25 protein-coding genes are annotated in these 26,682 nt (G+C 69.9%); 12 read left to right on the top strand and 13 right to left on the bottom strand.

The features are described 5' to 3' along the window. Positions 1-129 precede the first annotated feature (129 nt). A complete protein-coding gene (locus AC5L30_RS12050; RefSeq protein ID WP_494867178.1) occupies positions 130-573 on the bottom strand; it encodes an ATP-binding protein in 444 nt (147 codons plus the stop codon). Between the two features lie 182 nt (positions 574-755). On the opposite strand from AC5L30_RS12050, the gene AC5L30_RS12045 reads away from it, so the two are divergent. From AC5L30_RS12045 to AC5L30_RS12035, 3 genes are all read left to right on the top strand, one after another. After that, positions 756-1,976 carry a PP2C family protein-serine/threonine phosphatase gene (locus tag AC5L30_RS12045; protein WP_494867177.1) on the top strand — a complete coding sequence of 407 codons (1,221 nt, stop codon included), beginning with the start codon at positions 756-758 and terminating at the stop codon, positions 1,974-1,976. Positions 1,977-2,313: 337 nt separating this feature from the next. Then, positions 2,314-3,084, top strand: coding sequence for an ANTAR domain-containing protein (locus AC5L30_RS12040; RefSeq protein ID WP_494867176.1), 771 nt, complete (start codon positions 2,314-2,316; stop codon positions 3,082-3,084). Positions 3,085-3,162: 78 nt separating this feature from the next. After that, positions 3,163-3,549, top strand: coding sequence for an STAS domain-containing protein (locus tag AC5L30_RS12035; RefSeq protein WP_494867174.1), 387 nt, complete (start codon positions 3,163-3,165; stop codon positions 3,547-3,549). Between the two features lie 18 nt (positions 3,550-3,567). Here the strand turns inward: AC5L30_RS12035 and AC5L30_RS12030 are convergent, their stop codons facing one another. Next, entirely contained in the window at positions 3,568-3,972 is a 405-nt protein-coding gene (locus AC5L30_RS12030; RefSeq protein WP_494867172.1) for an ANTAR domain-containing protein, read from the bottom strand. A 323-nt stretch (positions 3,973-4,295) separates the two neighbouring features. On the opposite strand from AC5L30_RS12030, the gene AC5L30_RS12025 reads away from it, so the two are divergent. Beyond that, a complete protein-coding gene (locus AC5L30_RS12025) occupies positions 4,296-5,054 on the top strand; it encodes a GAF and ANTAR domain-containing protein (RefSeq protein WP_494867170.1) in 759 nt (252 codons plus the stop codon). A 98-nt stretch (positions 5,055-5,152) separates the two neighbouring features. Here AC5L30_RS12025 and AC5L30_RS12020 read toward each other — a convergent pair whose 3' ends face one another. Next, complete coding sequence (locus AC5L30_RS12020; RefSeq protein ID WP_494867168.1) at positions 5,153-5,968, bottom strand: SigB/SigF/SigG family RNA polymerase sigma factor; 816 nt, start codon at positions 5,966-5,968, stop codon at positions 5,153-5,155. Between the two features lie 429 nt (positions 5,969-6,397). Here AC5L30_RS12020 and AC5L30_RS12015 point away from each other — a divergent pair, with 429 nt between their 5' ends. The 4 genes from AC5L30_RS12015 to AC5L30_RS12000 all read left to right on the top strand — a co-directional run bounded on the left by AC5L30_RS12015 (position 6,398) and on the right by AC5L30_RS12000 (position 11,433). Beyond that, positions 6,398-7,546 carry a zinc-dependent alcohol dehydrogenase gene (locus AC5L30_RS12015; RefSeq protein WP_494867167.1) on the top strand — a complete coding sequence of 383 codons (1,149 nt, stop codon included), beginning with the start codon at positions 6,398-6,400 and terminating at the stop codon, positions 7,544-7,546. Positions 7,547-7,564: 18 nt separating this feature from the next. Continuing rightward, positions 7,565-8,158 carry a hypothetical protein gene (locus AC5L30_RS12010; RefSeq protein ID WP_494867166.1) on the top strand — a complete coding sequence of 198 codons (594 nt, stop codon included), beginning with the start codon at positions 7,565-7,567 and terminating at the stop codon, positions 8,156-8,158. A gap of 149 nt (positions 8,159-8,307) precedes the next feature. Beyond that, on the top strand, positions 8,308-9,573 hold the full coding sequence (locus tag AC5L30_RS12005; protein WP_494867165.1) for a serine/threonine-protein kinase: 1,266 nt from the start codon (positions 8,308-8,310) through the stop codon (positions 9,571-9,573). An 84-nt stretch (positions 9,574-9,657) separates the two neighbouring features. Then, positions 9,658-11,433 (top strand): vWA domain-containing protein, encoded by a 1,776-nt coding sequence (locus tag AC5L30_RS12000; protein ID WP_494867164.1) that lies wholly within the window; start codon positions 9,658-9,660, stop codon positions 11,431-11,433. A gap of 95 nt (positions 11,434-11,528) precedes the next feature. Here the strand turns inward: AC5L30_RS12000 and AC5L30_RS11995 are convergent, their stop codons facing one another. The 10 genes from AC5L30_RS11995 to AC5L30_RS11950 all read right to left on the bottom strand — a co-directional run bounded on the left by AC5L30_RS11995 (position 11,529) and on the right by AC5L30_RS11950 (position 22,024). Beyond that, entirely contained in the window at positions 11,529-12,545 is a 1,017-nt protein-coding gene (locus tag AC5L30_RS11995; RefSeq protein ID WP_494867163.1) for an ABC-2 membrane transporter-related protein, read from the bottom strand. Beyond that, positions 12,542-13,423 (bottom strand): ABC transporter ATP-binding protein, encoded by an 882-nt coding sequence (locus AC5L30_RS11990; RefSeq protein ID WP_494867161.1) that lies wholly within the window; start codon positions 13,421-13,423, stop codon positions 12,542-12,544. The genes AC5L30_RS11995 and AC5L30_RS11990 overlap by 4 nt, the downstream gene beginning before the upstream one ends. After that, positions 13,420-13,809, bottom strand: a complete 390-nt coding sequence (locus AC5L30_RS11985) for a GntR family transcriptional regulator (protein WP_494867160.1) — start codon at positions 13,807-13,809, stop codon at positions 13,420-13,422. Before AC5L30_RS11985 ends, AC5L30_RS11990 begins: the two co-directional genes overlap by 4 nt. Positions 13,810-13,976: 167 nt before the next feature. Further along, entirely contained in the window at positions 13,977-14,801 is an 825-nt protein-coding gene (gene iolB, locus AC5L30_RS11980; protein WP_494867209.1) for a 5-deoxy-glucuronate isomerase, read from the bottom strand. Between the two features lie 45 nt (positions 14,802-14,846). Continuing rightward, on the bottom strand, positions 14,847-16,031 hold the full coding sequence (locus AC5L30_RS11975) for a glycoside hydrolase family 88 protein (protein ID WP_494867159.1): 1,185 nt from the start codon (positions 16,029-16,031) through the stop codon (positions 14,847-14,849). 47 nt (positions 16,032-16,078) lie between these two features. Then, positions 16,079-16,792, bottom strand: a complete 714-nt coding sequence (locus AC5L30_RS11970; RefSeq protein WP_494867158.1) for a hypothetical protein — start codon at positions 16,790-16,792, stop codon at positions 16,079-16,081. 5 nt (positions 16,793-16,797) lie between these two features. After that, positions 16,798-17,694 (bottom strand): carbohydrate ABC transporter permease, encoded by an 897-nt coding sequence (locus tag AC5L30_RS11965; protein WP_494867156.1) that lies wholly within the window; start codon positions 17,692-17,694, stop codon positions 16,798-16,800. Then, complete coding sequence (locus AC5L30_RS11960; RefSeq protein WP_494867154.1) at positions 17,694-18,557, bottom strand: carbohydrate ABC transporter permease; 864 nt, start codon at positions 18,555-18,557, stop codon at positions 17,694-17,696. The genes AC5L30_RS11965 and AC5L30_RS11960 overlap by 1 nt, the downstream gene beginning before the upstream one ends. A gap of 116 nt (positions 18,558-18,673) precedes the next feature. Beyond that, entirely contained in the window at positions 18,674-19,978 is a 1,305-nt protein-coding gene (locus AC5L30_RS11955) for an ABC transporter substrate-binding protein (protein WP_494867153.1), read from the bottom strand. A gap of 42 nt (positions 19,979-20,020) precedes the next feature. Continuing rightward, the gene (locus AC5L30_RS11950; protein ID WP_494867152.1) at positions 20,021-22,024 is read right to left on the bottom strand and encodes a DUF2264 domain-containing protein; all 2,004 of its coding nucleotides are present in this window, start codon (positions 22,022-22,024) and stop codon (positions 20,021-20,023) included. Between the two features lie 213 nt (positions 22,025-22,237). Between AC5L30_RS11950 and AC5L30_RS11945 the strand changes: the two genes are divergently transcribed. From AC5L30_RS11945 to AC5L30_RS11930, 4 genes are all read left to right on the top strand, one after another. Next, on the top strand, positions 22,238-22,639 hold the full coding sequence (locus tag AC5L30_RS11945; RefSeq protein WP_494867151.1) for a hypothetical protein: 402 nt from the start codon (positions 22,238-22,240) through the stop codon (positions 22,637-22,639). Further along, positions 22,636-23,775: a LacI family DNA-binding transcriptional regulator gene (locus AC5L30_RS11940; protein WP_494867149.1), complete on the top strand. Its 1,140-nt coding sequence runs from the start codon at positions 22,636-22,638 to the stop codon at positions 23,773-23,775. The genes AC5L30_RS11945 and AC5L30_RS11940 overlap by 4 nt, the downstream gene beginning before the upstream one ends. A gap of 1,572 nt (positions 23,776-25,347) precedes the next feature. Then, entirely contained in the window at positions 25,348-25,953 is a 606-nt protein-coding gene (locus AC5L30_RS11935; protein ID WP_494867148.1) for a response regulator transcription factor, read from the top strand. Positions 25,954-26,073: 120 nt separating this feature from the next. After that, a complete protein-coding gene (locus tag AC5L30_RS11930) occupies positions 26,074-26,658 on the top strand; it encodes a response regulator transcription factor (RefSeq protein WP_494867147.1) in 585 nt (194 codons plus the stop codon). The last annotated feature ends 24 nt before the right edge of the window (positions 26,659-26,682 follow it).

Raw genomic sequence — 26,682 nt, 5'->3', positions numbered from 1 at the left:
TGATCTCCACCTGGGTCGACTGGAAGCGCGCCAACGAGGTCGACCCGGTGCGTCTGCGCCCGACCCCGCACGAGTTCACGCTCTATTTCGACTGCTGAACGATTTTCCCGGATCACCGGGCCGCGCCGGTCAGGGCCGTCCCGAAGTACCGCGCGTCCGTGCCGCGATGCGGATGGTGGTGCCTGTGGGTCCGCTGTCGACGAGGAGGTAGTCGGCCATCTGTCCGACCACCCACAAGCCCATTCCGCCCGTACCGGACAGGGGCGGTCGCTCAGCGCACGGAACGTAGCGAGCGGCGTTGAAGCCCCGCCCCTGGTCAGTGACTTCACAGGTGAGCTGACCGTCCAGGAGCAGGCGGAGGCAACCTGTGCCTCCCCCGTGCCGGATCACGTTGATCATCAGTTCGTTGACAGCGATGACCCAATTCTCGATCTCGTCGTGGTCAAGGCCGCATTGGCGACCGACGACCTCGACCTCGTCTCGGACGCGGTTGAGGTCGGCGAGGGCGAACGACGTCGAGAACAGGGGCTTCCTGGCGGTGGGGGCATGGTGGCCGAGCGGTGGGTTCCCCACTGCTTCCCCTCCCTGTCGGACGTGGAGCCGGTGGCACGAGGGAGGATAGCGCTCCGCAACGGGTTCACCCGGCGACCATTGCATCGATGTGACATGGGAAGGTACCCCACACCGACGGCGCGACACTGTTGATCTCGCTCCTGATGTGCCGTCGGCTGCGTGCCGGCGTCTAGGCTGCGTGGGTGCCCGATGCCGAACTGGTGACCAACGACGAGCGGCTGAGACGTATCGAGGCGATCACCGATGCCGCCCTGTCCGGGCTGAACATCGCCGAGTTGCTCGACGAGCTACTGGAACGGGTCCGGGACCTACTCAAGGTCGATACCGCCACCATTCTGCTGCTGGACGATCACACCGGCGAGCTCGTCGCGACCGCGGCCAAGGGCCTGGAGGAGGAAGTGCGCCGCGGTTTCCGCATCCGGGTCGGACGCGGCTTCGCCGGCCGAGTCGCGGCGACACGCGCCCCGGTCACGATCGACAACGTCACGCCCGACGACGTGGTGAATCCGATCCTGCTCGCCACGGGCATCCGTGCCCTGCTGGGCGTTCCCATGATTGCCAACGGCAACCTCGTCGGCGTACTGCACGTCGGCTCCCTGGCACTGCGGCAGTTCGGCCCCGACGACGTGCAGCTGTTGCAGCTCGTCGCCGATCGCGCCAGCCTGGCGGCTCAGGCCCGAGTGCAGGTCCTCGACCGGCAGGCAGCGCTGGCCCTGCAACACAGCCTGCTGCCCGGCCGGCTACCCGAGATCCCCGGCCTGGACCTGGCCGCCCGGTACGTGCCCGGCCACGACCTGGGTATCGGCGGCGACTGGTACGACGTGTTCACGTTGCCCTCGGGCTGGCTGGGCGCGGTCATCGGTGATGTCTCCGGCCATGGGCTGCCATCCGCCGTCGTCATGGGACGCATCCGCAGCGCGCTACGCGCCTACGCGCTCGATTCCGACGATCCCGCCCAGGCGCTGACCTCCCTCGACCGCAAGATCCACCATTTCGAAGCGGGCACCCTCACCACCGCCGTCTACGCCCTGATCACACCCGACCGCACGAGGGTGCACCTCTCCTCCGCAGGCCATCTACCACCGCTGCTGGCTGTCCCCGGTCATCCCACCCAGCCCGTCAACCTGACGGTGGATCGGCCACTCGGTGTCGGCCGACCATCAGCCAACCGCCGCACCACGGTTCTGGACCTACCGCCGGGCGCGGCGCTCGTCTTCTACACCGACGGACTCATCGAACGTCGCAGCGAGCTGATCGACACCGGCATCGAGCGCCTCGCCGACGCCGTGCAGTCCGGGCCCGCCGAGGCGTTGTGCGACCACATCATGGCCACCACCGCGGAGGAGCACCCTGTCGACGACATCGCTCTGCTGGTCATCCGCCGGCAACCACCGTCGGATTAAGCCTTCGGGCACCCGCTGGCCGCAACCGGTAGCCCATCGGTGAGCTGATCATGGCTCGACGGTGGTTGCTGGTCTGAGGCAACTCGCCGAGCGCAGCCAACACCACGGGGTATGGCGAACGGGGGAGCTTCCGCACCTGGGCGAGTGGGGCATGTGGCGGAACTGGATCTAGGCGCTATGCTGGCTCGTCTGTGGTCGACGCCTCTGTGGGTGTCGGCGATCCGGCGTCATGAAGCGGCGCGGTTCCTGGGTTGCTCGTTTGGGTGCCCTGCAGTGATCCGCATGCCCGGGCGCCCGCTGGAGCGTCTGTGACGTGCCCTTCTGAGGGACACCAGACATGAGTGACGTAGACCCGCTGCTGCCTGCCGTTGCCTTCGCGGAGTTGGGTCGGATCAAGTTCAGCGAAACGGATTTCAGCGGTGTCCTGTCCCGAGTAACCGACCTCGCCACCCGGACCGTTCCTGGCGCCGACCAGGTCTCGGTCACGCTGGTCGGGGCCGGCGGCGCGCACACCGCGGCCTTCACCGGCGAACTTGCCCTCGCGCTGGACGAAGCGCAGTACGAACAGGGCCACGGCCCATGTCTCGCGGCGGCAGCGGCCACCGTCACCGTCCACGTGGTCGACATGGCGACAGAGAGCCGCTGGCCGGACTGGGCCGGCCAAGCCGTCGCCGCCGGCGCGCACAGTTCCCTGTCTATCGGCCTGCCGACGCACGAATCTGTCACCGGGGCGCTCAACCTCTACGCCACCCGATCCGACGCCTTCCGCGCCGAGGCGGTGACCCTCGCGGAGACCGTCGGCGACTACGCCGCCGTGGCTATGACCAACGCTCACCTGTACGACACCCAGGTGACCCTGGCGCAGCACATGCAGGCCGCGATGAAGAGCCGCGCGGTGATCGAGCAGGCCAAGGGCATCATCACGGGCGAGCGACGCTGCACCGCCGACGATGCCTTCGCGATCCTCGCGAAGATCTCTCAGAACTCCAACCGCAAACTTCGCGACGTCGCCGCGGCCCTCGTCGCCCGCACGCGTCGATCCGGAAGCCCTGAGCCGGCAGGTCATCGCCCCGGAACCGGCCACCAGTGGTGGACGGCGGAGCGGTAGAGGTGCATAGTTGCCGTCAAACAAGTTCTACCTTCAGCAGCGAGGGAACATGACCGCCGCTCTTGCGGGAGGCACCTCGTGCACCCTTACCTACCCGGTCAATGCCCGACTGAGCAGAGCCTCCTGCGGGTCGACGTGCTCTTCGAAGCCTCGGCGCGGGCCCGAATCACCGCCGTCGGTAAGCTGGACGGATGCGTCACTGATCATCTTGAACAGGTTGTGCAGGGCATCCTGCGCGAGCAGGACCTCCGAGGCATAGACGTAGACCTGGCCGGCGTGACGTTCATCGACTCTGCCGGCATCAGGTGCCTGCTCACCTGCCGCGACAACGCCCACGAGTCAGGATGCCAGCTGCGTCTGCGCAACCTGACTCCGACCGTGCACCGGGTCCTGGCCATCACCGGACTACTGGGCGTCCTCGGCGTGCCCGAGCACCTGTCCCCGCCTCCTCGATCCAGAGCATGAGGGACACGGAGGCGGCGATTACCGGGGTGTGCGGTGGGTCAGTTGGCCGGTCGTCGTCAGGTACCTCGCGACGTCGACGAGTTTCCGGTTGGTGTTCTGACTGGCCCGCGCCAGGACAGCGAATGCCTGATCGGCGGTCAGCTTGTGACGCTCCATCAGGATGCCCTTCGCCTGCCCGATGACGTCCCGCACCGAGATCGCCTGATTGAGTTGTTCGAGGTGCTGCGCGCCCGACATCGCCACCGCGGCGTACTCCGCGCCCGGCACCGTGCCCACCGCTGCGCCGGCAATCGCCTGCAGCGTCGCCTCCACGCTGTCCACGTGCTGCAACGTCCGGGCCAGCTCACTCAGCTTCGCCGCGAGATCGTCCACCTCTACGGGCCGTGACTGGCTGCTGCCCGCATCGCTGTCACTGCCAGCCATCCCGCTGCTCCCTCAACTAGGGCCGCCCCGGACGGGATTTCTTACCGGCCGGGGCCTGACCGGGGCACTTGTCGCGAACCGCGCCCCAGCTTGCCCCAGGCTATGACGTCACGACCATCGTCACAGAGCCGGCAACGCCGCTAGCGATAGCTCACGCTAGCTGGTCACCTGCATCTTGCTGCTCGAATTGCAGCGAAAGCCGGGGCGCGACCGGCCAGTCCGGCGGACTCCTGTAGAGCACTGGGCTCAGCCGGCTGCTCGGATGATGCGTAAGTCGGCCCTCGTCGGGGCACTGGACCCTCGAGTGTCGAAGGAGATTTCTTATGGCGAAGCCACCGTACTCACCGCCGGGATCCCGACGGGAAGTGCGCGGCTCGCTCGCGGGCGCTCTGGTCAGTCTCGCCGAAACCCCGAGCGACGCGTCGTTGATCGATGATCTGCTGCAGCGGATCGTGCAGCTCACCGCTGACCTCGTGGCTCCGGTGAGCTACGCGTCGGTCACCCGGACGCGCGGCGACGCGCCGACAACGGTCGCCATGAGCAGCGAGATCGCACTCGCTGTCGACCGTGCCCAGTACGCCGACCAGACCGGGCCGTGCCTGGACGCGCTCGACGTCGGTGTGCCCGTCGCCGTGCCGGACATCGCGGCGACAATGGTCTGGCCTGGGTTCCGCGAGGCGGCGCTGAGGCTGGGTCTGCGAGCATCGCTGTCTATCCCGCTGTTCGCCGGCGCCCGCGTGCCCGTCGCCGCGCTCAACCTCTACGGCCATGATCCGGACACGATGGCACCGCTGACCGCCCGAGTCCTGGCCGTGTACGACCCGGAGGGCACCCATCCCCGAGCCATGGACCCACCGTCGTCGGACCCGGGCACCGAGGAACTCGTCAGCGGGCTCATCGAAGCCTTCGCCGTGCGTGCCGTCATCCAGCAGGCCCTCGGCATGATCATGCACCAGCGACACAGCACCGCCGACGAGGCCTACCTGATCCTGCGGGTGAAGGCGGCCGAGACCGGCAGGTCACTCATCGAGGCCGCGACCTTCATCAGAGACCACGACAGCCGGCCCATGCCCGGAACCTAGAGCACTGGACCAGCTGCCGAGATCACACCTCATCGGCGCCACCCGGCCAATGCCGGTACAGCGAGGGCACCGTCGTCCGGGACCCACCCGCCCGCACCTCACGAAATGGCGGTGAGCTGCACCCTCAGCTTGGCCAGCGCGCGGGTCAGCAGCCGGGAGACGTGCATCTGTGACACCCCGATCTGCTCGGCGATGCCCTGCTGGGTCAGGTTGCCGTGAAAGCGCAGGGCGATGACCCTCCGTTCCCGGTCGTCAAGGCACGCCAGCGCCGACGTGAGCGCCACCCTCAGCTCAGCGAGGGCGAGTTCGTTGTCGTCGCCGCCGAGCGTGTCGCCCAGTTCTCTGGACGTGGTGCCATCGCCGAACGGGGTGGACAGTGAGACCGCGTTGTAGGCGCGGGCGCCTTCCAGCCCTTCGAGGACCTCCTCCTCCGTGAGGTCCAGGTGTCGGGCGATGTCGGCGACGGTCGGCGAGCGGCCCAGCAGCTGGGTGAGGCTGTTGTTGGCCTCGCCGATGGCCATGCGCCGCTCCTGCAGCCGCCGGGGAACGCGGACGTCCCAGGTGCGGTCACGGAAGTGGCGCTTGATCTCCCCCACGATGGTGGGGACGGCGTAGCTGACGAATTCGATCCCACGCGTCGGGTCGAACCTGTCGATCGCGTTGATCAGCCCCAGTGCTGCCGTCTGGGTCAGGTCCTCGTTCGGCTCGCCGCGGCCGTTGTAGCGCCGGGCGAGGTGATGGGCCAGCGGGAGCCATGCCTCGATGGCTCGGGCCCGGGCGGCGGGCCTGGACGGGTGGCCAACCGGCAGCGCGACCATCACGGCGAGGAGGTGACTGGCCGGCGACTCAGGCGTGGTGCTGCGGTCAGCCAGGCTGTTCGTCGGTGCGGGCCGGCCTGTCGAAGTGATGGTCATGGTTCCTCCGCTGTCCGGTGTGGGCGTCGTCGCGACCACCGCGTGGGGAGGTCGCGTCGCGCTCAGACCGGGCGGGTCGCCAGCCGTCCGCAAACCTGCGTCAATGGACATCAGGTGAGCCTTCACGGCCGCTGCGGTTGCTGGCTCGTCAGGTCACGTGCGGACCTCCCGAGACTCGGGATCGTGTCGGGCACGTGGCTTGACCCAGAGCAGAGCGTAGAACGGTCAGCGCAGTTCTGCCACCGGACCGCAGCCGCACGGGCCCAAGCCGGCGGCATGGAGCCGACAAGAACCCGGCGACGCCGGCACTGAGTCACCGCTCAACCCAGCTCCGGTTTGTCGGCAAAAGACAGGGGTACCAATTTCGCGGCGCTTCGGACGGGACCCGGGGCGCCGCATCCGCCAGCCCTCTGCTCCGGGAGGCAGTCAATGCGAGCGATGGTCTACCGCGGTCCGTACCGGATGCGGGTGGAGGAGAAGGACCGTCCCGCCATCGAGCATCCGAACGACGCGATCATCAAGGTGACGCGTGCGGCGATCTGTGGGTCCGACCTGCACCTCTACCACGGAATGATGCCCGACACCCGGGTCGGGATGACCTTCGGTCACGAGTTCGTCGGCGTGGTCGACGAGGTCGGTCCGTCGGTGCGCAACGTGCAGCCCGGTGACCGGGTCATGGTTCCCTTCAACGTCTACTGCGGGTCGTGCTTCTTCTGCGCCCGGGGGCTGTTCAGCAACTGCCACAACGTCAACCCCAACGCCACCGCCGTCGGGGGCATCTACGGCTACTCGCACACCTGCGGCGGCTACGACGGCGGTCAGGCCGAGTACGTCCGGGTGCCGTTCGCCGACATCGGCCCGAGTGTGATCCCCGAGTGGATGGACGACGACGACGCCGTTCTGCTCACCGACGCGCTCGCCACCGGTTACTTCGGTGCGCAGCTCGGTGACATCGTCGAGGGTGACGTGGTCGTGGTCTTCGGTGCCGGACCCGTGGGCCTGTACGCCGCGAAGTCGGCCTGGCTGATGGGCGCCGGGCGGGTCATCGTCATCGACCACCTCGACTACCGGCTGGAGAAGGCGGCGTCGTTCGCCCACGCCGAGACCTACAACTTCGGCGAGTACGACGACATCGTCGTACACCTGAAGAAGATCACCGACCACCTGGGCGCCGACGTGGCCATCGACGCTGTCGGCGCGGAGGCCGACGGCAACCTCCTCCAGCACGTCACTGCCACGAAGCTGAAGCTGCAGGGTGGCTCCCCGGTGGCCCTCAACTGGGCGATCGACTCGGTACGCAAGGGCGGCACCATCTCGGTGATGGGCGCGTACGGGCCAATGTTCAGCGCGGTCAAGTTCGGCGACGCGCTGAACAAGGGGCTGACCCTGCGGATGAACCAGTGCCCGGTGAAGCGGCAGTGGCCGCGCCTGTTCGAGCACATCCGTAACGGCTACCTCAAGCCCAGCGACATCGTGACCCACCGGATTCCGCTGGAACACATCGCCGAGGCGTACCACATCTTCTCCGCCAAGCTCGACGGCTGCATCAAGCCGCTGATCGTTCCGAACCCCGCCTGACTCGATCGGGAGCCTGACATGGCCTACACAGCAGACAAGCCGAAACTGGCCGAGTCCAGCGACGAGCTGCGCACCCGAATTCCCGGGTGGGGTGTCGACCTCGACCCGAAGGACCGACCCTCGGTGCCGCAGGAGCGGTTCGACCCGACCCTCAACGGTGCGCACTGGGAGTTTCCCGAGCGGCAGCCGGAGAGGTGGCCGAGGGAGAGGTCGATCGAGCACAAGTTCCTCACCCCGGTGTTCGGTACCTCGTGCCCGCCCAAGGGGCTGTCCGGGATGATCCGCCGCTACTCCTACCGCACGTACAGCGAGGGACGCGCCGCTCACTGGCTGCTCCTGCTCGCCGCCGATCGGGTGGACGCGGTCGAGAGCAGCTTCGCTTCGTTCCTGACCCGCCGTCCTGACAACCCGATCACCGAGACCGGCGTCCTGAGCGAGTTCACCCACCACGGGCTTGCGTCACGGCTGCGCGGCAACCGGGTCGACCGCGTACACCACCCGCTCGACCCGGTCCTCGTCGCCGCACCCTGGGTGCTGACCGCAGGGGTCACCTATCTGGCCCTCCGCCGAGTCGCCGGCCGCAGGCAGAACCAGGTCGGCTTCCGCCGGTAGAGCTGGCTGAGGTCGGGTGGGCACCGACCAGCATGGTTCGGCGGTGGGCGGGCTGTCCACGGTCGAACGTGCTCGGTCGCCGGCAGTCGGCATGGCACGATGGCCGTGCCCCGCCGCCGGTGGCCGGGCACGACACTGATGGAGTCGGGATGTCAGAGCTGGCCGGCCCGCCGGTGCCAGGGTTGGCGAAACTGTGGACGCACGATCCGGTCACCGCCGGCCCGTATCGGCTGGTGGGCCGGCTGGGCGCGGGTGGGCAGGGAGTCGTCTACCTCGGTGAGGACGACGCCGGCGACCGGGTCGCGGTCAAGATGGTCAACATCGACCTGAGCGATGCACGGGCACGGTCGCAGTTCGTGAAGGAGATCGCCGCCGCCCGCCGGGTCGCTCCGTTCTGCACCGCTCAGGTGCTCTTCGCCGAGGTGGACGGCGAGCAGCCGTACGTGGTCAGTGAGTTCATCGAGGGCCTGACCCTGCACCGGCACGTACGCGAGCGCGGCCCGGTGACCGGCAACGCCCTGCACCGGCTCGCGGTCGGTACCGTCACGGCGCTCGCCGCGATCCACAGTGCCGGGGTGGTGCACTGCGATCTGAAGCCGGACAACGTGGTGCTGGGCGAGGACGGTCCTCGGGTGATCGACTTCGGTATCGCCCGCGCGTTGGGCGTCACCGAGACGGCGTCCAGCCGGGTCATGGGGACCACCGCGTACATGGCGCCCGAGCGGTTCCGCAACGACGCGGTCGGTCCGCCCTGCGACGTCTTCGCCTGGGCGGCCATGATCGCCTTCGCCGCCGGTGGTAGGCCGCCGTTCGGCAATGATTCGCTCTTCGCGGTGATGCACCGGGTGCTGCACGATCCGCCCGAGCTGCCGGCGTTGCCTCCGGTCCTGGACGAGCTGGTCCGGGAGTGCCTGGCCAAGGATCCGGCGGACCGGCCGGCTGCCGAGCGCGTGCTGGTGCGGCTGCTCCGGCAGGACGGCAGGGTCACCGAGCCGCTACGCCGGCAGAGCCTGCTCGAGGTCGGCAACGAGACCGCGGGCGCGCTGACGCCGAACCACCCGCTGCCCGAGGTCACGCCGACGGCACCGCAGCCGCCCTCGACGCGGCCGCAGACACCGACCCGGCCGACGGTGCCGACCCAGGCCCGGCCGACCCAGCCGGCGCACGTGCCGGTGACGGAGCCCGGCGTCGGTGCTGGAGGCGACGGCGCGTTGCGGCGGCTGCGTGGTGAGGCCGGTGACGCCTGGGGCATCTCGACCGCGCTCTTCCTCGGTTCGGTTGGCGCCGCCGCCGGCTACGTCGCGTCGAGCGCCGTCGGCACGGCCGCCGTGGTCGGGGCGGTCACCTTCGTCGTGGTCTACCTGGTTCGGTTGCTGGTCGCGACGGCCATCGGAGGACGGTCCGACCGCGGGTGACCCGTTCGGCGGGGTCGGGGTCGCCGGCTGGCGCCGGATCGATAGGTTGACTGCCACCAGCCGCCCGCCGAGGAGGACGTCCCGATGGCCCCAACCGCCACGCGTACGCGGCAGTGGTTGCCGTACACCGCCGCTGTCACCGCCGGGCTGGTGGTCATCGCCGGGGCGTTCGTGTTCGTCCGGCAGCGCGAAGCGGGCAACGACTGCGCCATCGTCCTCCAGGTCAACTCCTCCACGGAGAAGGCGGCTCTGCTGGTCGACCTGGCCGAGCGCTACAACCGCAGCGACCGGTCGATCGACGGCGGCGGCTGCGCCCAGGTGCACGTCAGCGCGTTGAACTCGGGCAAGGCCACGGAGGCGCTGGCTACCGGCTGGACCCACACCGGCCTGCCGCAACCGCAGGTCTGGCTTCCGACGTCGAGCCTGTGGACCGGCCAGCTCCGGCTGCTCGACGACGCCGCCGGACGGGAGCGGCAGACTCCGGACCGCTACCCGTCGATCGCCAACAGCCCGCTGGTGATCGCGATGCCGCAGCCCAAGGCCGAGCTGGTACGCCAGCGCGGGTCGCTGGGCTGGGGAGAGATCCTGGGCCTCTCCGGGCGGGATGGATGGGCGGACTTCGGCAAGCCGGAGTGGGGCCGCTTCACCTTCGGCAAGGACAACCCGAACCTGTCCACCTCCGGGCTGGCGGCGACCATCGCCACCTACTACGCGGCGGTGCAACGGGCCAGCGACCTGACCCTGTCCGACCTGGCCAACCCCGCGGTCACCCAGTTCGTCCGCCGGATCGAGGCCAACGTGTCGCACTACAGCGACGACTCGGTGGAGCTGCTGCGCAGCCTCGCCGAGGCGGACCTGGCCGGCGGCGCGGGCAGCACGGACGACATGAGCGCCATCGTCCTGCAGGAGGAGCTGGTCGACCTCTACAACACGGGCGCGCTGAGCCCTCGGCAGGACGGGCAGGAGCGGGGCCGTCGGCCGAATGTCCCGCTGGTCGCCGTCCACCCCAGGGAGGGGACGTTCAACCTGGACCACCCGTTCGTGGTGCTGCCGTCGGCCGATGAGCGGCAGCGCGCGGCCGCGGCCGACTTCCAGAAGTTCCTGACCGAGGACGACCAGCAGAAGAGCTTCGCCCGCCTCGGCTTCCGGGACCACGAGCGCCGCGCCTCGGCGGAGCTGCTCGCCAGCGTCGGCGCCGAGCCCACCGGCGGGCTGAGCTACTTCGAGCCGCCCGACCCGCAGGTGGTCGGCGCGATGCTGGACGGCTGGCGCACGCTCCGCAAGAAGGCCAACATCCTGATCGCCCTGGACACCTCGGGGTCGATGCAGGCCAAGGTCGGCACCCGTACCCGTTTCCAGGTCGCCGCGGCGGCGGCGGGCAAGGGCCTCGCGCTGCTCAACGCCGAAGACCGGGTGGGTCTCTGGTCGTTCTCCTCCGAGACCCGGCAGCGGCCGAAGAGCCCCTACCGGGAGGAGGTCCCGCTCGGCGGGTTCGACCAGAAACGGATCAACAGTAAGATCGCCGGGCTGCATGTCGACGGCGGCACCGCGCTCTACGCGACGGTCCGGGCCGCACACCGAGAACTGCTCGACCGGTACGACCCGCAGCGGATCAACGCGATCGTCGTGCTGACCGACGGCAAGAACGAGTACAACCGGGACAACGACCTGGCCCGGTTGCTCGCCGAGGTCGCCCTGGACCCGCAGCGTCCGGTGAAGGTCTTCTGCATCGCCTTCGACCGGGAGTCGGACTTCGCCACCCTGGACCGGATCGCGAAAGCATCGTCGGGCAAGGCCTTCGACGCCACCGATCCCGCCAAGATCGACGAGGCGTTCGTGAAACTGGTCAGCAGCTTCTGACACCCCCCTGGCCGGCCCGACGCTACGGGGCCGATCGGCTGTGTGCCGACAGGCCGGTGGGGCAGGCGATTCCGTCTGCCCCACCGGCTGTGCCGTCAGACCAGTCGGCGGCGGACCCACCAGAGCGAGAACAGGGACAGCACGACGGTCAACGCGATCAGCACGCCGAACTCCCGCCACTGCAGGCCCCAGAACTTCGAGCCGGGCACGTAGCTCACCTTCGAGCTGAGATTCTGCTTCTCCAGCCACCTCGGACAGGTCTCACGCCCACCGGACGCCCTCGGACCGCACTGGGTCATATCGGCTGGACCGTTGAACTCCGCTCCGGTCGAGGTGATCACGGTGCTCGACACGACCCAGTCACCTCTGCGGTCGGGCTGGACATGGATCGTCATCCGCCCGGTGTCGGGGCTCATCGAGATCCCGTAATCACCATCAAGTTTCAGCGGGCTGATCGTGGTGACCGGCTGCGCCAGCCAGGGGCGCATCACGAACGGCGCGGCGATCTGGAGGCCGACCACCACCAGCAGGGTCACCGCCATCGCGGCGAGGGTCCGCCGCAGCAGCAGCCCGGCGGCGACACCCGCCACGAAGGCCACCGTCGCGTAGCCAACGGGCACGATCCCCCGGGCCGCGAACACCAGCGGGTTCATCCGGTCCGCCGAGGCCCCGTCGATCGGCTGCGCCCACTTGGTCAGCACCAGGGTGAGCAGGCCGGCACCGAGCGCGGCGGCACCGCCGCCGACCGCCAGTTTGACCAGCAGCCAGCGGCCGCGGCTGACGGACTGGCTGAAGACCATGCGGTACGTGCCGGACTCCAACTCCCGGGCCACCAGCGGCGCGCCCCAGAAGATGCCCACCAGGGCGGGCAGCAGGTACAGGGCCCCGATGGCGGCGATGTGGAAATCACTCGCCCAATTCGGTTGCAACGCCTGGAGGAATGCGTCGCCAGCGGTACGGCAGGCGTCGCCCTGGCAGCCGGTGTATCCGGTCTGCGTGGCCAACTCCCTCACCTCCGCCCAGGTCAGCGCCAGACCGCCCAGGAGCACCACCAGCAGGGCGCCGGTGGCCAGGGCCGGGGTCCGGAACTGTCGCCAGGTCATCCAGATCATCGCTGTCCCTCCAGAACCCGATCCGGCCCGTCGCCGGTGGCGCCGCTCATGTACGCCAGCACGATGTCCTCCAGGTCCAGCCGGTCGACCTGCCACGTCGGGTCGACGATCGGCGCGGTGCTGCGCACCACCAGGGTCGACTGCACGTCGGTGTGGCTCTGCTCGACCAGGGCTCGCCCGGTGCCAAGGTCGGCGGCGTCGCGCCGCTGACCGACCAGGCGGTGGTGGGTGGCAAGCAGGTCGTCCACGTCGCCGGCCACCCGTACCCGGGAGGCGACCAGCACGATCAGGTGGTCGCAGACCCGTTCCAGGTCGGCGACCAGGTGCGAGGACATCACGATGCTCATGCCCTGCTCGGCGGTCAGCTCCATCAGCCCCTGCAGGAAGTTGCGCCGGGCGAGCGGGTCGAGTGCCGCCACCGGCTCGTCGAGCAGCAGCAGATTGGGGCGCTTCGCCGCGGCGACGGTCAGGGCCAGTTGGGCGCGCTGGCCACCGGAGAGCCTGCCCGCCTTCTGTGCCGGGTCCAGGCCGACCTGGGCGATCCGCCGCTCGGCGAGCGCACCGTCCCAGGACGGGTTGAGGTGCTTGCCCATCCGCAGGTGGTCCGCGACGGTCAGGTTGGCATAGACCGGGGTGTCCTGCGCGACGAACCCGACCTGTGGCGACCCGCTGACCGGCCGTGCGCCGAGCACCTCGATCCGCCCCGCGGTCGGATCGAGCAGCCCACAGGCCAGTTGCAGCAGCGTGGACTTGCCGGCGCCGTTCGGCCCGACCAGTCCCACGACGTGGCCGGCCGGAATGTCCAGAGTGCAGTCCTTCAATGCGGGACGCCGTCCGTACCGCTTGGTCAGACCGTCCGCGATCAGGGCGCTAGTCATGCTCGGGCCTCCGAAAACGCCCGAAAGCTGCTCAGGAAGAGCGCCTCGATGCTCTCGTCGTCCAGGCCCGCCTCCCGAGCCTCGGTCAGCCAGCGCGCCAGGTCCTGCCGCAGCGGCTCGTGCTTGCTCAGCGAGTCGCCGCCCAGCGTGCGGGTGACGAAGGTGCCCAGTCCTGGCCGGGCGGTGACCAGGCCCTCGTACTCCAGTTCGCGGTACGCCTTGGACACGGTGTTCGGGTTGATCGCGACCCGGGCCACCACCTCCTTGACGGTGGGCAGCTTGTCGCCTTCGTTCAGGACTCCGAGCCGGAGCGCGTGCCGTACCTGTCGGATGAGCTGCATGTACGGCGCGACCCCGGACCGTGCGTCCAGGTGAAACTCGATCACCTTGCCACCCCATTCCACTAGTTGCCTAGCACAATAGGGCCATGGACGGCCTCTTCGCTACCGAATGACGTCATCTCGCGCCACGGGATCTCGGGCGGCCGCTCAGGTCGGAACGTCCGGCCACGCCCAGGTCGACGACGACGTTGCGATGGGTCCCACCGACGTCACTACAGACCCAGGCTCCGCAGGGTCGGTACGGTCTGGCCCACCCAGGCGAGGTCGGCGTCCTCGCGAGCACCCTGGGTGCGTTGGGTGCCGGCCAGGAACCACAGGAAATAGGTGGTGTAGCCGGGTGCGCTGACCACGGTGTGGTACCCCTCGGGCATCATCTGCATCACGTGGTCGCGGATGGTGACGTTCTCCTCGTACCCGTCGTCGGTGTAGACCCGGCTGATGCCGAACCCGTTCGCCGGGCTGACGCGGTAGTAGTACATCTCCTCGTGTGCGGCCTCGGCGGGCAGGTCGTCGACCTTGTGCCGGTGTGGCGGGTAGGTGCTCCAGTTGCCCGAGGGCGTGTAGGTCTCGCCGACGATGAGCCGGCGGGCGGGCAACTCCGGCTGGGAGATCTCGGTGAGGATCTGGTGATAGGTGCGGCCGAAGTTGGCCGCGCCCCAACGGCCGCTCGCGACCTGCTCCGGCGCGATGACGTAGGGGTCGGTGGCCAGCTCACTGGGCGCGCTGGGTAGGGCGATCTCCACGGCGGTGACGGCTTCGATGGTGATCGAGGAGCCGGCCGGAAGGTAGACGGAGTGCGGCTTACCGGAGAAGACGTCGGGACGCTGGCCGACCTGCGGGAAGTGGTGGTCGGCGACGGTGAAGTTGGCCGTGCCGCCGAGGATGACGGCCAGCATCTCCCGGTCACCGGACTCGCCGGTCCAGGACTCGCCGGCGGACAGTCGCAGCAGGGTGAAGTCCAGCAGCCGGCAGGGGTTGAAGGGCAGCGTGTTCCGGCCGTCGCCGGCGGGAATGGCGCAGTGGTAGCGGTAGTCCATGATCACCTTTCGCAGGATGCGGGCAGTGCGGGTCGGTCGCAGCGGCTACCAGGGGCTGATCCAGCCGGGGATGCTGGCGCGGGTGAGGGCTTCCAGGTAGAAGTAGTCACCCCACAGGGTTCCCTCGTCGACGCCGACGCCCTTGGGTTTGTCGTACACGCCGTGCAGGATCAACGCGTTCGAGACCGGATGAGCGCCGGTGGAGTAGTGGCCGATGAGCGAGTGCAGGATCTCGGCCGCGGCCTTGCGGTACCGGTCGGCGCTGGCCGTGTCGGTGAGGCCGTCCGCCAGTTCGACCAGGCCGCAGGCGGCGATGGCCGCGGCCGAGCTGTCCCGCTCCTGGCCGCTGCCGTCGCCGAACTCCAGATCCCAGTACGCGACGTGGTCGTCGGGCAGGCAGGCGAGGAAGTGGTCGGCGCAGGTCCTCGCGGCGGCGAGCAGCGCGGGGTCGCCGATGTGCCGGTGGTTGAGGCTGAACCCGTAGATGCCCCAGGCCTGCCCGCGGGCCCAGCAGGAGTGGTCGGCGTGGCCCTGTTCGGTTTCCCCGCGCAGCGGCGCACCGCTGTCCGTGTCCCAGTAGAAGGTGTGGAAGGTGGTGCCGTCCGGACGCAGGATGTGCTGGCGCAGTTGAGCGGTGTGCCGGCGGGCCGCGGCGGCGTAGCGGTCGTCGCCGGTGGTCTGGCTGGCCCAGAAGAGCAGCGGCGTGTTCATGAGGCTGTCGATGATCGTGCGGCCGCGTTGACGGGGGTCGTTCAGGTCGCCCCACGCCTGGATGATTCCGGCGGGTTCGAGAACGCGCGTCATCAGATGGTCGGCGGCGGCGAGAGCCGCGTCTCGGGCCCGCGGGTCGCCGGTACGACGGGTCGGGGTGACGCAGGCGAGGGTGTAGAGGAACCCGAGATCGTGGGTGTCCAGGTCGATGCCGTCGGTCATCCGGGCCGCGAAGCTGTCCACGTGCGACATTGCCGCCCGCAGGTAGCGATCGTCACCGGTCAGGTCGTGTGCCAGCCAGAGCATGCCCGGCCAGAAGCTGGTGGTCCAGCCGACGTTGGCGCCCTCGGGCTGGCCAGCACTCGGTGGCCGGAGCAGGTAGCGGTTGGCGTCGGTGGTGTCCGCGGGGTACCGGTCGCCGAAGGTGGCGATGTTCGCGTCGACGGTACGTATCGCGGCGGCCACCGCGGCCGCCGTGGCTTCTGCGTCGGAGCTGGGACGGACGTCGGTCGCCGTCATGGATGCTGTTCTCCCTCGTGTGTCCGGTCCGGTGCCGGGCAGGTGCGTCATCGGGGTCCCGGCTCGGTGGCCGGCACGTGGTGTTCAGGGGCTCGGGGTGCGGTCGGCGGCGGGTCGAGGGCGGCGCGCATGGTGAAGCGGCTGTTGGCCCACACGACGTAGAGCAGCGGCGCGGCGGCGAGACCGAGCGCGATCGCGGGGCGGGCCGCCAAGATCTGGGCGAGCAGCACGAGCACGAGCAGAGACGCGGCACTGAGGTACCACCGGCGCACCGCCAGGTAGACGCAGACGCGGGCCACCTCGCGCAGTGGCGCGGTGGGTCGGTCGGCGAGGGTCACCAGCCCGAGCAGCGTGGTCGCGGCGGTGAGGACGGTCAGGGTCGCCAGGATCGGCAGGGTGAGTGCCCCGATCCGGTGGCCCCACGCGGCGCGGGCGTCGACGGCGAGCACCACCAGTGCGGCCGAGGCTGCCGCCGTCCAGAGCATCGCCGGCCGGGCGGTGGCCCGCCAGGCGCGGCCGTAGGTGCGCAGCACCCCGCCGGTGTCGCCGGCGGAGTAGGCGGACATGACCGCGAAGACCGCACAGAGCCCGGGCGCGCAGAGCGGGGCGGTCAGCGCGTACAGCGGCCAGGAGCGTGCCGCCTCGGTGGTGAACGCGAGCGTCACCAATGGCAGGCAACCGAGCGCCAGCAGCAGGTTGCTGACGAGCGCGACGTAGAGCCCGTCGAAGACGGCGGTGATGGTGGTGTGGCGCGAACGCATGGACCTCAACCCTTCAGTCCGGTCGTGGCGACGCCCTCGATGAAGTAGCGCTGGCCGAGCAGGAAGATGACCGCGACGGGCAGCACGGACAGCACGGAGCCCGTCATGATCAGCGCGTATTCGGCGTTGTACTGGGAGATGAAGGTGTTCAGCCCCAACTGGATGGTGCGCAGCTCCGGACTGCGCAGGTAGATCAGCGGGCCGAGGTAGTCGTTCCAGGTGGTCGTGAACATCAGCAGGGCCAGGCTGGCCAGCGCCGGCCGGGACAGCGGCAGCATGATCCGTCGGTAGATGCCGAACTCGCTGAGCCCGTCGACCCGCGCCGCTTCGCTGAGTTCCTCGGGGATCGTCTCGTAGAACTGCTTCATCAGGAACACACCGATCGCGCCGAACGCCTGTATCGCGACGATCGACCAGAGGGTGTTCGACAGGTGCAGCTTCGACATGAGGATGAACTGCGGGATCATGTACGACTGCCAGGGCACCGCGATGGTTCCGACGTACGCCAGGAAGAGGGCATTGCGGCCGGGAAAGCGGACCCGGGCGAAGCCGTAGGCCGCGAAGCTGCCGGTGAACACCTGTAGGAAGGTGACGACCACCGACAGCAGCAGGGTGTTCCCCAACCACGTCGTCATCTCCGAGCGCTGCCAGATGTCGAGGTAGTTGCGCCACACCACGGGATCGGGGAGCCAGGTGATCGGGATGGTGAAGACGTCGTTGTTGGTCTTCAACGACGCCACCACCATCCAGAAGAACGGCAGCAGCAACCCCGCCGCCGCGAGCACGAGAGCGGCGTACCCGACGAGCCGCCCGCCCAGGGACCTGATGCGTCGGGCGGAGGTTCCGCGGTTGCCAGGCGCGGCGATGGCCGGGACGGGCGTGGAGAGGTCGGTCGCGGTCATCAGCTGTTCCTCCGCTTGTTGACCATGAACTGGATGACCGTGATGCCGAAGCAGATGGCGAACAGGACGATGGAGACCGCCGAGGCGTAGCCGAACTGGTTCTCCTCGAAGCCCTTCTGGTAGATGTACTGCGAGAGCACCAGGGTCGACTGGCCAGGTCCGCCGCCGGTCATCACGAGGATGAGATCGAAGACCTTGAAACTTTCGATGGTGAGCAGCACGGTGACGAAGAAGGTGGTGTGTCGCAGCCCGGGCAGGGTCACGTGCACGAACCGCTGCCACGGTGAGGCGCCGTCGGTCTCGGCCGCCTCGTAGAGCTGGGCCGGGATGGTCTGCAGGCCGGCGAGGAACAGCAGCATGTAGTAGCCCATGTACCGCCAGGTGCCGACGATGATGACCGCCGGCATCGACCAGGTCGACGACGCGGTCCAGCCCGGTGGATTGTCCACCCCGACGGCACCGAGGAGAGCGTTGATCGGGCCGTACTCCGGGCTGAACAGCTGGTTCCACACGACCGCGATCGCCACGATCGAGGTGATGTAGGGGAAGAAGGCGACGGTGCGGAAGAACCGCACGCCGCGCAGTCTGCGGTTGAGCAGCAACGCCAGCCCGAGTGACGCCGCGAGGGTCAGCGGGATGTGGAAGACGGCGTAGTAGACGGTGTTACGCAGTGCGGTCCAGAAGCTCGCGTCGTCCCACATCCGCCGGAAGTTGGCGGTGCCGGTCCACTCGGCCACCCCGAAGACGTTCCAGTTGGTGAAGGCCACGTAGAACAGCACGACGACGGGCAGCAGGGTGAGCACGGCGAAGCCGAGGAAGTTGGGCAGGATGAACGACCAGCCGGCGACCGTGTTGCGCGACACCAGCCGCCGGTTCCTGGGTCTCGTGCGCGGCAATGTTGCCATAGGGAGTCTCCGGGAGCGTTCGGCCTGGCGGCGGGACCAGCGTGCGGTTCAGGCGCGCCGGGCCCGCCATCAGCTCACTGGTTGAGGACCTCGTTCTTGGCGCGGGTCCGCGCCTCGCTCAGCGCCGCATCGACGTCCTTGCTGTCGGAGAGGATCGCCGAGTGCGTCTCGTTGAGGAGGTTTTGCAGGCCGGCGGTGTGCTTCGACACCGGGTTCTCCGGCTTGATGGTGTGCTTGGCGTAGGCGAACTTCGACAGGTCGTCCTGCGGTACGCCGTCCAGTCCGAACAGCGTCGCGGTGACCGCGTCGGTGACCTGGGCCGGGGTGATGCCGATCCCGGCCAGCGCCTTGCCGGCATCCGGGCCAGCCGCGTACTGGAGGAAAGCCTTGGCCGCGGCGGCCTTCGACTTGCTGATCTTCGGGTTGATCCCCAAGCCGGTCGGGTCGCCGAAGGTGACCGGTGTGGCGGAGGTGCCGGTGGTGGACTTGTCGAACTGCGGTGCCGGGGCGATTCCCCACTGGAACTTGTCGGCGTCACCGCTCTTCTGCTGGCTGAGCAGCGTGGCCACGTACCAGGTGCCCATCAGCAGCATCGCCGACTGCTGCTTGCCGAACTGCGCCTGGTAGGTGAGTTTGTTGGTCTTCGCGGTGCCGAAGGTCGGCTGCGCGCCGGCCGCCTGCAGGTCCAGTGACCGCTCGTAGTACGGCTTCAGGTAGCCGAAGTCCCCGGAGAGCAGGTCCGCGTTGGGGGTCTGGGCGAGCGCGAATCCCTGCACTGTCGACTGGAAGGTGTGCTGGTACGCGCCGGTCGCGTTCGAGCCGGCCCCCTTCAGCCCGGTGTGCACTCGCTTCGTCGCGTCGGCGTAGTCGTCCCAGGTCCAGCTGCCGTCCGGTGTCGTCACCTTCGCCTTCGCGAACAGCTCCTTGTTGTAGAACAGCACCCACGAGTCCTGCCGGTACGGCACCGCGTACGCCTTGCCATCCACCTGGTACGACGCGAGCGCCGGGACCGAGCCGAGACCGGAGGTGGCGTCGGAGACGTCGAGCAGCTGACCACCGCTCTGGTACGTGTAGAAGTTCTTGAGGTTCTTCATGACGTAGACGTCCGGGGCGGTGCCGGCGGCCAGGTCCGTGATCATCTGGGTGTCGTAGTCGTTGCCTGCGGCGTACTCCTTGAGCTCCACCGTCACGTTCGGGTGGGTCGCCTTGAAGCCGTCGGCGAGCGCTTTGAACTCGGGCGTGGACGACAGGCTCCAGCCAGCCAGGGTGATCGTCACCGGGGCATTGGGGTCGACTGGCTCGTCTCCGCCCCCGCAGCCGGCGAGAACCAGCGTCAGGGCCGTCGCGGCGCTGATGACGGCCGGTATCGCACGCTTCATCCTCTCTCCTTCAGGTCAAGGGGCCCGGACGGGCCCGCACTGCTACCAGGCCGCCTGGGTGGGCCTGGCATGCTCCGTGTCCAGACGGGTCGACGTGCTGATCCCGTCGGGCCAGTCGACCGCCAGGTGGAGGCCGCGGCCGTCCTCGTCGATCACGGCCCGGCATGCCTGCCCGGCCGTGGTCACCGGCACCCTGGCCAGCTCGGTGAAGGTGGCGGCCCATGCCCCCGGCCGAACGGGGTGGTCCAGCCATGGCACGACCAGCCCGTCGGCCAGGGGCCCGCCGTGCGGAACGGCGGTGACGCCGGCCGTTCCGCCGCCGTGCACGCTCTCGAGCCAGCTGGTCAGGTCGGCCCCTGTCACGACCGCTACACCGCCGCCGGCGGTGGCTGTCGCATCCCCGGCAATGGCCCAGCCGCCGATCCGTAGTCGCAGCGCAGCCGCCTCGACGCCGTCGGCGAGGCCGTCGACGCGGGTCAGACGTAGCTCCCAGGGGCCGCGGACCAGCGAGTACACCGTGAGGTGCCCGGCCGGTCGGGACCGGCCCACGCGACCGCCGCCGTGGTCGCGCTGACCCGGATCCGGGTCGACCCAGTGGGCGAGGGCACGTGACCCGGCCACGCCCACGCCGTCGGGGTCGACGTGAACGGTCAGCAGGCGCATACCGGCGCGGTGGGTGACCCGGCCCGCGTCGTCGACGAGAGTGACGGACTGGTCGAGCGGGCTGGCCCAGCCGCTGTCGTCGAGGACCGGGGTGGTGGCGGTGGAGTAACCCAGTCGGGCGTACAGCGGGGAATCTGAGACGGTGGCACCCTCGACGGCGTGGTCGGTGCCATGGTTGACGACGCGGACGATGCCGTCGGCACAGGTGCCAGAGATCAGCCAGCCTGGCGCGTGTATCGCCCGCACCGCGTCCCGCTCCTGCACCGGCAGCGGCTCCTCGGGAGTCGTCCACACGGGATGGTCGGCGGGTAGCGCGATGCCGAGCAGGCCCTTGCTGGCCCAGTACGGCGAGCCCGGCCCGGAGTACGACTGGGCAAGGCGTGGCCACGGCCCGTGCCAGCCGAGGGTGAGCAGGCCTCGTTCGTCCGGGGCGCCGTTGGCGACGAAGTGACGCACGATGCGGGTGGCCGCGCCGCGCAACCGGCCGAGGCTGACCGAGGGCACGCCGGCGATGGCGCCGACCCAGAACGGCGCCGCCGCGGCGAAGCGGTAGGTCAGGCTTCGCCCCTGGATCAGGGGTGATCCGTCGGCGCCCACGAGCGCGACCGCGTCGCTCAGGAAGCGGTCGAGGCCGGCCAGATCCCGTTCGCGGCGCTGCTCGGCCAGGTCCGCGGCACCGGCCATCCGGGCCCACAGCGTCGGATAGAGGTGCAGGGCCCAGCCCACGTAGTGGTCGTAGGCACGGTGCTGCCCGTCGGACATCCAGCCGTCCGCGCGGACGAAGCCGTCATGGGTGGTCAGGTCCTCGTTCATCTCGGCGAGCGAGTGCGGCCCGCCCACCGAACGCAGGAACGTCTGTACGACCAGCCGGAACCAGACCCAGTTGATCCGTGGGTACGTGTCGTCGCCGACCGCCGGGCGCAGATAGTCCACCACCCGCTCGCGGACCACCGACGGCAGCCGATCCCAGATCCACGGGCGGGTCATGTCCAGGACCAGCGCGATGGAGGCGGCCTCCACCTTCGCCTGGGGGTGCTCGTCCAAGCGCGCCCAACGGTCGGGAGAGCTCGGGTCGGTGCCAGCGGTGATGCCAGCCGTGTACCGGTCCACGAGTTCGTCCAGGCCCACTGCCCGGGCACCCGCGATGCGGAAACCAGCCAGCAGAAAGGTGCGGGCGAAACCCTCCAGTCCGTCGACGGCCCGCCCATAACCGCCCTCCGGCCCGGGAAAGGTGACGAGGGCGTGTCCGGGTGACGCGAACGGTCGGGCGGCGGCGAGCATCCGGTCGGCGAGGGCCAACCAGTCATCCCGACTCCAGGTCGCGGTGGTGGCGACATCCGAGTCCGTCCCCGGCGTCACCCGGCCGGTCGTCCCGTGCGTCATCCGTGGTCCTGTCGCATCGATCCGTCTCCATGGAATGTGGCGAGCGGGGCGTTGCCCATGAATGTGACGCGCAGGCATCCGCAGGGTTTCCGAAGTAAAACGCTCACAACGGAGCAAGTCAATGCCGCTCCCAAACTCGCCTACGCCTCAACCGCCACAACTGCTCTGATACGATCAGAATCGTTCATAGCCGCTCTATGAGTCCGAGGAGCCATGACCGGCGTAGAGCGCTTCGCAGGCCCTCTGGCTGCGGCATGGCCGGGCAACAGGACGCAATTGCCGGCACGGGTGCTCGCGCCACCGAACGGGTCGTTGCCGGTGCCGCCGGCGCGAGAGCGTGTCGTGTGGGCACACCCGCACGACCCCGCGATGCGTCAGCCGCGCGCCCAGGCCGGGCGCGACATCACCGGCCGGGTCGGGCTCGGTTGGCAGCCGGCATCGGCGGCCCGCTCCGCGACGCACCGGCGGATCACGGATCCTATGCTCTCCGACGTGTGGGGAGAACGGCCGATCCGGCTCGCGATCGACCTCACCGCGTTCGGCCCGGCCGGCGAGGTCGTCCGCACCAGGCAAGAGCTTTCGCCGCACGAAGCGTTCCTCGGAGGCCCCCCATGACCAAGGACAGCCCCGTCGTCGCCACGGCGGAGACCGCCCGAGGGCCGCTTCAGGTCGCCCGCCGCCAGCAACTGTTGGCAGCCCTGCAACGCGACGGCTCGATGCGCATCTCTGACCTGTCCCACGTGCTTGGCGCCGCGCCGGTCACCATCCGGCGCGACATCGCGGAGCTCGCCGCGGAAGGGCTGGTTCGCCGGGTCCACGGTGGCGTCGCCCTGATCCTGCCGGACGACGTCCCGGCAGCCGACGAGCCACCCGCCGCAGGCGTGCACCCGCTGGTCGGGCGCGCCCTCGGCATGCTCGTGCCCTCCTTGGACTACTACTGGCCGGACGTGGCTCGCGGCGTCGAGGTAGCCGCCCGCGAGCTTGACATGCGGGTGGTCTTGCGCGGCTCCTCCTACGACAGCGAGGACGACCAGCCGCAACTGGCCCGCCTGGTGGGGCGGATGGCCGTCGACGCGCTGATCATCGCGCCGAGCATGGACGCACCGACCGCCGAGCGCACCATCGAGTGGCTCGACCAGGTCGGCGTCCCGGTCGTCCTGCTGGAACGCACCGCCACGGTAGGCAGCCACCACGCTGTCATGGAATCGGTGGTCACCGACCACGCGCTCGGTGCGGCCATGGCGGTGCGCCACCTCACCTCGCTCGGACACCGCAAGGTCGGCTTGGTGCTCGACGCCAACAGCCCCACCAGCCAGCACGTGCGGCGCGGCTGGCTCGACGCCACGACCGAGTGCGGCCTCGACCCGGACGCCACGGTGGTCGCCGTGGTACCCGACGCACGGTCACCCGAGCGAGACACCGTGCTCAACGGCATCCTCGACCAGTGCCAGGCGACCGGGACGACGGCGCTGCTGGTGCACGCCGACGCCGAGGCGATCGCGCTGGTGCAGCACTGCGAGGAGCGGCACCTGTCCGTTCCCGGCGACCTCTCCATCGTGGCGTACGACGACGAGGTCGCCGGACTCTTCAGCCCACCGCTGACCGCGGTCCGACCGCCGCGACGCTCGATCGGACGAGCCGCCGTTCGGCTCGTCGCCGACCGGCTCGCCGACCCCGACCGCCCCACCCACCGCATCGTCATCAGCCCATCGCTGCGGATCCGGGAGTCGACCGCGCCGCCACCCGCGTAGGCGGTCTTCCCTGGTCCGGGACGTTCGCCGAGCAGGGACCAGCCGGGCGGCGGGTGGCCGGCCTCCACATCAGACGTAGTGCTGCCGCAGCCTGCCGACGAACGCGCACATCCATCGGATGCAACTGCGTGAGTGCACCGCTACTATGGGTCAGCAATCCCAGAGGGAAGGGGTCGTGCCCGCGTGCGAAGTCCCGTCATCGGAACCGCGTCGGCGTCTGCGCCGGACCGGTCCGCGCCGCTTGCGGCCGGCCGGCTGCGCAGGCTCGCCCGGCGGATGGTGCTGATCGCGGCCGCCGTCGGGGCCGGTTTCGTCGTCGCCGCCCTGCTTCAGGGGCCGGCCGCCGCCGACGGAATACGCGGCGGCTCCGGTGACGAGCCTCATCGGAGGATCGGCGGTCTGGTCGAGTCGGTCGCGCGCCTCACGGTCGCCGAGCGCTCCAGCCAGGACCGCCAACGATCCGCGGGGGCCGACGATAGCCGCCGCGACAGGCTCCGCGCCCCGGTCGCAGGGCCCATCGGTGGCCTCCTCGTCCCCCGCGAGAAGCCGTCCTCGACCGAGAAGCCACCCTCGACGGAGCCTCGACGGGTCACGGGTGGATCGCCCGTGTCCGTGCCGCCGCCCCGGGTCGGCGCATCCGTCGCGGCGGAGCGGGAAAGGCTCCGACCGGCCTCCGTAGCCCGCGCGGCTCACCGTTCGGCTCACCGTGTCGACCTGCCACGGCCGGTCACCGACCCACCGCGACAGCCAGCCATTGCCATCCCCGACCCACCCGTGGTGCACGCACCGGCCGTCTCGCCCGTGGTGGGCCTGGTCACCGCCCCCCTGCCGCACGTCGTCGACATCGTGAGCCACGTGCCGATCCGGCCCGTCATCATGGCCCTCCTGCGTGTCGCCGATGCCGTTCTGCCGCCCACTATCGGCCCGGTGACCGTGCCGGCGGCGACACCACCTGCGCGGCCCGCTCCCCCGGCGCTCGGGCCGGTCGCCGTGCCGGTGACCGACCCGGCCCCCGTACCGACAGCTCCGACGCCACCGGCGGATCCGGCGCCGGCCCCCGTACGCGCCGCGGCGCCGCCGGCTCCGGCCGCGCCACCGCCGATGTCCGTCGTCGGCCCCGCGCGTGCCACGGCGTCGACGGGGCAATCCGCCGCACACCCGGAACCGGTGGCCGCGAGAGGTCAGACCTCTGGCCAGCCCGTCGCACCCGTCGACCACGATGCCGCTGGCGTCGACATCGGGTCGACGCCCGGGCCGGGGCTGCTCCGGCCGCTCGACCGGCAGTCGCACGTCGGTGCTGGGCCACCCTGCGATCTCGTGCCGCTTCTCATCGAGAGCCGAACTCCGTCTGCGATCGCCCGCCCGGGCTGAGGCGGGTTGACCGACCCCGGTGGCTGGTCCACGCGGACCGTTCCACCCGCTGGTCGGTCGATCAGTGCCCGCGCCCGTCAGCCGTGACGGTGCGGCGGGCCGACGCCCACCCGCCTGTAGCGCACGACCGCCCTGACCAACCCGTGGACGTACCGGGACCGGCGGCCGTCGTGACGCGTACCTGAGATCGGAGAAAACGTGGTGATCCACGTTGTTGTCGCCGAGGACATGGGTTTGCTGCGCGGGGCGCTCTGCGCCGCGCTGTCACGTGAGGAGGACATGAAGGTGGTCGCCGACGTCGAGGGTGTCGGCGAGCTGTTGACGGTGGTCCGGCGGTGCCGACCACAGGTGGTGGTGCTGGCACTGACACCGGAGCTGCCCGACCCGGTGGAGGTGGTCGCCCGCATCGACGTCGAGGCGCCACACGCCGCCGTGCTGGCGATGAGCCCTCGGTGGAGCCCGGCCCTGGTGGAGGCGGCGCTGGCCGCCGGCGCGCGCGGCCTGGTCGGCAAGGACAGCTCACTGGCCGAACTGGTGCGGGCCATCCGCGCGCTCGCGGCCGGGGAGCGGGCGATCGACCCGGCCGCGGCGGTCGCGGTGCTGAGTCCCCCGGAGATGCCGTTGACGCCTCGGGAGATGGACGTGCTGCGGATGGCGGCCGAGGGGCTGCCCCTCAAGGAGATCGCCGTCCGCCTCTACCTGGCACACGGGACGGTGCGCAATCACCTGTCGGTGATTCTGCGCAAGACCGGAGCTCGCAACCGGTTGGAGGCGGTGTCGCGCGCGCGCCGTAACGGCTGGTTGTAGCCCTCAGGGGCGGGTCCGGTGCAGATGTCCGGACCCGCCCCCGTCACCGTGCGGCCCCGCCGGATGCGTGTTTGAATGTTGACGTTCTGTGATCACCATCGGAGTGCGGGAAGGTTCATCGTGATCCGTACCCTGCTCGCCCTGGACGGCGCCCTGGTTCTGGGCGCGTTGTCGTTCGTCCTCGCCGCCGAGGAGGACATCCGTGTCGTGGCGGAGGTGGATCGCGGTGACGCGGTCTCCGCGGCCGTCCGCGCCCAACGCCCCGACGTGGTGGTGGCCGACCTCGACTTCGTCGAGCACGTCGATCCCGACCGCCTCGGCCGGTGCCCCGTCCTGGTGCTGGCCCACCCGCTTCGGGCCCGGCGGCTGCGAGGCATGTTGTGCCCGACCAGGGTGGTCGGCATCCTGCGCAGCGACGCCGCCCCCCAGCGGGTCATTGACGGAATCCGCCGGCTCGCCCGCCGGGAGCCCGTGCTCGACGCGGATCTCGTTGTCGCGGCGCTGCGCCCCGACGGCCCACTGACCAGCCGTGAGACGGAGGTGTTGAGGCTGACGGCCGCGGGTGCGCCGGTCGCGGAGGTGGCGGTGTCGCTGGGGCTCACCCGGGGCACCGTCCGCAATCATCTCGGTCGGATCGCTCGCAAGGTGGGCGCGCGTACCCGGGTGGAGGCCGTGCGGATGGCAGGCGAGGCGGGTTGGATCTGACCGGCAGCCGGCGGCGCGGGTGCG

This window comes from Micromonospora sp. BQ32, from assembly GCF_059358895.1.
Note: the sequence above shows the minus strand (reverse complement) of the source record. Positions and strands in the feature narration are given on the sequence as shown.